The 5,725-nt window shown below is 70.3% G+C and carries 5 protein-coding genes and 1 pseudogene; 2 read left to right on the forward strand and 4 right to left on the reverse strand.

From position 1 onward, the window contains the following. Positions 1-174 (reverse strand): annotated as a pseudogene (locus AIIKEEIJ_RS12065) (transcriptional repressor); the annotation flags it as partial. Positions 175-311: 137 nt separating this feature from the next. Here AIIKEEIJ_RS12065 and AIIKEEIJ_RS12070 point away from each other — a divergent pair. Both AIIKEEIJ_RS12070 and AIIKEEIJ_RS12075 read left to right on the forward strand, forming a co-directional pair. After that, entirely contained in the window at positions 312-1,112 is an 801-nt protein-coding gene (locus AIIKEEIJ_RS12070) for a DUF5602 domain-containing protein (RefSeq protein WP_006945633.1), read from the forward strand. Between the two features lie 2 nt (positions 1,113-1,114). After that, positions 1,115-1,912 carry a DUF5602 domain-containing protein gene (locus AIIKEEIJ_RS12075; protein ID WP_006945634.1) on the forward strand — a complete coding sequence of 266 codons (798 nt, stop codon included), beginning with the start codon at positions 1,115-1,117 and terminating at the stop codon, positions 1,910-1,912. Between the two features lie 16 nt (positions 1,913-1,928). On the opposite strand, the gene AIIKEEIJ_RS12080 is transcribed toward AIIKEEIJ_RS12075, so the two are convergent. From AIIKEEIJ_RS12080 to AIIKEEIJ_RS12090, 3 genes are read right to left on the reverse strand one after another with little or no spacing between them, the layout of a single operon-like run. Further along, the gene (locus AIIKEEIJ_RS12080) at positions 1,929-2,555 is read right to left on the reverse strand and encodes an acetoacetate decarboxylase family protein (RefSeq protein ID WP_029547198.1); all 627 of its coding nucleotides are present in this window, start codon (positions 2,553-2,555) and stop codon (positions 1,929-1,931) included. Next, on the reverse strand, positions 2,548-4,263 hold the full coding sequence (locus AIIKEEIJ_RS12085) for an FAD-dependent oxidoreductase (protein ID WP_029547197.1): 1,716 nt from the start codon (positions 4,261-4,263) through the stop codon (positions 2,548-2,550). Before AIIKEEIJ_RS12085 ends, AIIKEEIJ_RS12080 begins: the two co-directional genes overlap by 8 nt. Beyond that, the gene (locus AIIKEEIJ_RS12090; RefSeq protein ID WP_338020939.1) at positions 4,260-5,711 is read right to left on the reverse strand and encodes a flavin-containing monooxygenase; all 1,452 of its coding nucleotides are present in this window, start codon (positions 5,709-5,711) and stop codon (positions 4,260-4,262) included. The genes AIIKEEIJ_RS12085 and AIIKEEIJ_RS12090 overlap by 4 nt, the downstream gene beginning before the upstream one ends. Between the last annotated feature and the right edge of the window lie 14 nt (positions 5,712-5,725).

A 5,725-nucleotide genomic window follows, 5' to 3' on the forward strand; every position in this document is an offset into this window, starting at 1 on the left:
CGCCTGCGTGGAGACGGAGCCGAGTTCGCTCCGCACCGCGGCCGCGATCTCGTCCGCATCGGAATGGGGGTGCGCGGCAACCGCGCCGAGCACGGCAACACGCGGAGCGGTCACCCGCAGACCCACGGAGCGCAGTTGCGCCGGGGGGTCGAGGTGCTCATCCGCTCGTTGCATGACCCCAGTATGCCCCTTTTCTGGAATTAGTCAAGAAAAGGCGGGCGGGATCGGTCCGCACACGATCGCCTGATTCCGCACAACGGACCCGCCGGCCGGGTCTACCCTGCTTCTCAGCCCACCGGAGGAGGTTCGCCATGCGCACCAACCCGATCTCTCGCGCCTCCGGGATCGCGATCGCGGCCGGCACCGCGCTCACCCTGCTGCTCGGCTGCTCCAGCGGATCCGACACGGAATCCGAGCCCTACTCCTACGGCCCCACCGTCGAGGTCGGCGACGGCACGGCCCGCACCTACGTCGAGCAGGGCGACGACGGTGCCCCCGCGGCGATCGGGGTCCGCTTCTCGGCGACGGCACTCGACGGCCTCTCCGACGCCCTCGAGGTGCACACGCTCGAGTTCCCGGCCGAGGCGGACGAGACCGCGTTCGACCACCTGACCATGGACTGGAACCCGCACGGGCACGAACCGGTGGGACTGTTCGACCAGCCTCATTTCGACATCCATTTCTACATGATCGGCGCCGAGCAGATTTCCGAGATCGACCCGGCCGCACCCGGGTACGCCGACGCGGCGGCCAACATGCCCGAAGCCCGATACATGCCGGCCGACTACGTGCCCGCCGGTCCGCCGGAGATGGCGCTCGTCCCGCAGATGGGGATGCACTGGGTCGACGGCACCCTGCCGATCGCGCCGGGACAGTACGACTTCACCCAGATCCTCATCGAGGGATCCTGGGACGGCGAATGGACCTTCATCGAGCCGATGCTCACCCGCGACTGGCTGCTCACCCGCCCCACGATCGACGAGCCGGTGAAACAGCCCGAGGCCTATCAGCAGAGCGCGTACTACCCCACCACCTACTCGGTGAGCTTCGACGACCAGGCGCAGGAGTACGTCGTCGAACTCGGTGGACTCACCATGCGAGAGGAGTCGTGACAGTGGTGCACCTTCGCACGTTCGCGGTGCTCGGAGTCGTCGGCGTGACGGCGACGGCGACGGCACTCGTCGTCGGTTCCGTGGCCGGAGCCCAGGGCTCCACGTCCGTCGACGGCCCGCCCCGCCCCGTCGGTAACGGATCGGCGCACACGTACGTCACCGTCGGACCCGACGACACCCCAACCGCGATCGGCGTCCGCCTCGATGCCGCCGCCCTCGAAGGCCTCACGAGCGGTCTGCTGCCCACCACCGAGGCCTACGTGCTCGACGTTCCCGACGGGGCGCCCGCGACGGTCGTCGACCATGTCACGCTGGACTGGAACTCTCACGGCCACAATCCGGAACACGGGTTCGACCAGCCGCACTTCGATGTGCACTTCTACCTCGTCGACACCGCGACGGTGGAGTCGATCAACCCGCTCGTCCCCGGGTATCTCGAGCGGGCGGCGAAGCTGCCGGACCCGAAGTATCTCCCGGAAGGCTACGCGCCGTCGGACCCCCAGCCGATTCTCGGCACCGTCCCCAACATGGGACTGCACTGGCTCGACACCGCCGAGCCGCACGGGCACTTCACCGAGACGGTCCTGCAGGGCTCGTGGGACGGCCGGCACGTCTTCATCGAGCCGATGATGACCCGGGACTGGCTGGCGTCCCGGCCCGACCTGCACGAGGAACTGCGGCAGCCGAGCGCGTATCAGCAGTCCGGCTACTACCCCACCACCTACTCGGTGACGTGGGACGACGCAGCCGGGCAGTACGTCGTCGAACTCGGTGGGCTCACGATGCGCGAGGCGTCGTGAGCCCACCGCAGGTTCCCTAGCGCACCGTCCGGGCCGGGCCGATGCTCATCCGGCCCGACGTGATGACGATGCCGTGGTGGGCCCCCGGCAGCAGCCACCGTCCCAGTGTCGGGCCCTGCGCCTCGACGCGGACCCGGGCGTAGCGGAACCGTCCCCTCAGCCGTGCCGTGGCGCGGGCCTGGCTGCCGTCCGGTTCGGGCTGTGCGAACGCCAGTCCCCCGACGATCGGCAGTTCCGGACCGCGCGGGGTCGCGTCGGTGTCCACCTTCCATGTGTCGCCCGTGGCGGAGAACCGGCCGATGACGTCGCCGGTGAACGAGGCGAGCACCTTGGGCAGATGCCAGTGCTCGCGCCCGCCGTGCACGGACGCCTCGGAGTCCACGGCGATGAACGGCACGGCCATCGCCGGGATCAGCCCCGGGCGCAGGACGGGACTTGCGAGCACCTCGCGGTAGGGACCGACGGGCGATTCGAGATAGTCCACCACCATCGCGAGGGTGAACGGCAGGGTCCGGCCGCCGGGGCCGAACTGGGCCGCCCCGGGCGCGCTGCGGTGCCACCACAGGGCCGCGCGCGCCTGCGCCGACCACGGCGGCGGCGCGGACGTCGGCCAGTCGGTACGTTCGTCGGTGCTCTCAGGCACGCTCCACAACACGGGCGGCCTCCTCTCGTCGGACGGGATGGATCGGCAGGCGCAGCGCCGCGGGAGCCGACTCCGGCACGCTGGGCCGCACCGGCCGCACCGGAGTGAGCGGCACGTAACCGGATCCGAGCGTCGGGCGTGGATCGGCGTCACCCTTGTTGGGCCACAACGCCATCGCCCGCTCGGCCTGCGCCGTGATGGTGAGCGACGGGTTCACGCCCAGGTTGGCGCTGACCACGGATCCGTCCACGACATGCAGGCCCTCGTGGCCGTAGGCGCGCAGGTAGGGATCGACGACACCGGACTCGGGCGAGTCCCCGATCACGCAGCCGCCGAGGAAGTGCGCGGTCATGGGAATGTTGACCAGGTCCGCAACCGATCCGCCCGCGTCGCCGTCGATCTTGCCGGCGACCCGCCGGATGGCCTCGTGACCCACCGGAATCCACTCCGGCGGTGGCGTGCCGGGCCCGCGACGGCTCGTGAGCCGGCGTCCGAACGGCCCGCGCGTGCTCGCCAGTTCGAGGGAGTTGTCGTCGGTCTGCATGACCAGCGCGATCACGGTCCGCTCGGACCAGCGCCGCACCGACAGGGTGCGCAGGAACGCGGCGGGGTTGCGGGCCGCCACCGCGAGGAACTTCACCAGCCGCGGTGTCCGGCCCCCACCGTCGACCAGGAGGGCCTGCAACAGCCCGATGGCGTTGCTGCCCTTGCCGTACCGCACCGGTTCGATGTGGGTGTGGTCGTCCGGGTGGAAGGAGGCGGTGATCGCGATGCCGCGGGAGTAGTCCACGGTGCGGTCCTGCGCCGTCGCGGCGAGCACCGCTTCGGAGTTGGTGCGCACCACCGTGCCCAGTCGCGGCGACAACCTCGGCAGGGCACCGGTCTCGCGCATCGCGAGCAGCAGCCGCGACGTGCCGTAGGTGCCGGCGGCAAACACCACCTGGTCGGCGGTGAACACTGTGTGGCGCTTGCGGATCCGGTTCGTGCTGCGGGCACGGACCTCGTATCCCCCCTCGGCGCGCGGACGGATCTCGGTGACGGTGGTGAGCGGATGGATCGTCGCCCCGGCCTGCTCGGCAAGGTACAGATAGTTCTTGACGAGGGTGTTCTTCGCGCCCACCCGGCAACCCGTCATGCAGCCGCCGCACTCGGTGCAGCCGGTGCGCTCGGGCCCGGCGCCCCCGAAGAACGGGTCCGGCACCGTCTTCCCCGGTTCGCCGAAGAACACGCCGACCGGCGTGGTGGTGAACGTCTCGCCGACCCCCATCTCCTCGGCCACCGAGCGCATCACCTCGTCGGCGGGGGTCGTCAGCGGATTCGGGCGCACGCCGAGCATCCGCGCCGCCTGCTCGTAGTACGGTCCGAGCTCGGCCTGCCAGTCGGTGATGTGCCCCCACTGCGGGTCCTGGAAGAACCGGGCCGGCGGCCGGTAGAGGGTGTTGGCATAGTTGAGCGATCCCCCGCCGACGCCGGCGCCCGCCATGACCAGGACGTCGGGCAGCAGGTGGATGCGCTGCACGCCGTAACAGCCCAGGGCCGGGGCCCACAGGTACTTGCGCAGTCGCCAGCTGGTCTTCGGCAGTTCGTCGTCGGCGAAGCGGCGGCCCGCCTCGAGAACGCCGACGCGGTAGCCCTTCTCGGTCGCGCGCAGCGCGGCGACGCTGCCGCCGAAGCCGGACCCGACGACCAGAACGTCGTAATGGGTCATGCCGCAATCCTTTCGGCAGCGGGACGGGTCACATAGTTCTCGGGATCGAAGCGCTTGGTCCGGGCGCGGTACCGCCAGGTGAACGTCGGCCACATCACCGAGTTGCGCCCCTTGCGGTCGAGGTACCAGCTGTGGCAGCCGCCCGCGTTCCACACCGTGCCGGCGAGGGCGGGGTCGAGTTCGGCGTTGTAGTCGCGCTGCGCGCCGGCGGTCACCTCGACGGTGGCCAGTGCCCGGGACCGCATGGTGCGCAGGGCGTCCGCGATGTAGGCGGCCTGCGATTCGAGCATGTACACGATCGAGCTGTGGCCGAGGTTGGTGTTCGGCCCGTACATCAGGAAAAGGTTGGGGAAGCCGTGGACCGAGACGCCCAGGTAGGCGCTGGGGCTGCCGTTCCAGACCTCGGCCAGGGTGCGGCCGTCGTGTCCCCGGATGTGCCGGGCCACAGGCGGTTCGGTGACGGTGAAGCCGGTGCCGAAGATGACGGCGTCGACCTCGTGCTCGTTGCCCGCCTCGTCGACGACACCCTTCTCGGTGACCGCGGTCAGCCCGGAGGAAACCACGGTGACGTCGGGCCGGGTGATCGCCGGGAACCAGTCGTTGGACAGCAGGATCCGCTTGCACATGATCCGGAACCCCGGGGTGAGCTTCGTCCGCAGCTCCGGATCCGGGACCTGCTTGTCGAGGACCGACAGCGCTCGGCGCTCGAACAACGGCACGAGCCACCGGCGCGCGAACGGCCGTGTCATCCCGACGACGTACGTTTCCTTCTGCCCGTAGACGGCCCCGCGAACGACCTTCTGCGCGAGCGGGAAACGCCGGTAGAGGGCGCGCACCGGACGCGCAATGGTGTGATCGTGCTTGGGCATGACCCACGAGGCGGTGCGCTGGAACAGCGTCAGGTGCCCGACGGTGTCGACGATGGCGGGGACGAACTGTATCGCGGAGGCGCCGGTGCCGATCACGGCGACGCGCTTGCCGCGCAGGTCGTAGCCGTGGTCCCACTCTGCCGAGTGGAACATCTTGCCGCGGAACATCTCCAGGCCCGGCACCTTCGGGAGGGTCGGGGTGGACAGCGCACCGGTCGCCGAGACCAGCACGTCGGCGGTGAGGTCGCCCCGCGACGTCGACACGATCCAGCGGGTGTTCTCGTCGTCCCACTGCGCGTCGCGCAGTTCGCACCCGAACATCGTCCGGTCGGTGACGCCCTGTTCCGTCGCGACCCGACGCAGGTAGGCGTAGATCTCCTCCTGGGTGCCGTGGGCCTTCGACCAGTCCGGTTCGGGCGCGAAGGAGAACGAGTACAGCGCGCTCGGCACGTCGCAGGCCGCGCCCGGGTAGGTGTTCACCCGCCAGGTGCCGCCGACGTCGTCGCCCCGCTCGATCACGAGGACGTCGGCGCGCGGGTGCTCACGCAGCATCGTGACCCTCCCGCCGCACGTCCACACGCTCGTCGTGGGGG

It is taken from the genome of Rhodococcus sp. YH1 (assembly GCF_009939605.1).
GTDB lineage: Bacteria > Actinomycetota > Actinomycetes > Mycobacteriales > Mycobacteriaceae > Rhodococcus > Rhodococcus aetherivorans.

Excerpts from the sequence above, each read along its gene's own strand:
- AIIKEEIJ_RS12070 (WP_006945633.1), top strand. The coding sequence starts at position 312 with ATGCGCACCAACCCGATCTCTCGCGCCTCCGGGATCGCGATCGCGGCC.
- AIIKEEIJ_RS12085 (WP_029547197.1), bottom strand. The coding sequence starts at position 4,263 with ATGACCCATTACGACGTTCTGGTCGTCGGGTCCGGCTTCGGCGGCAGC.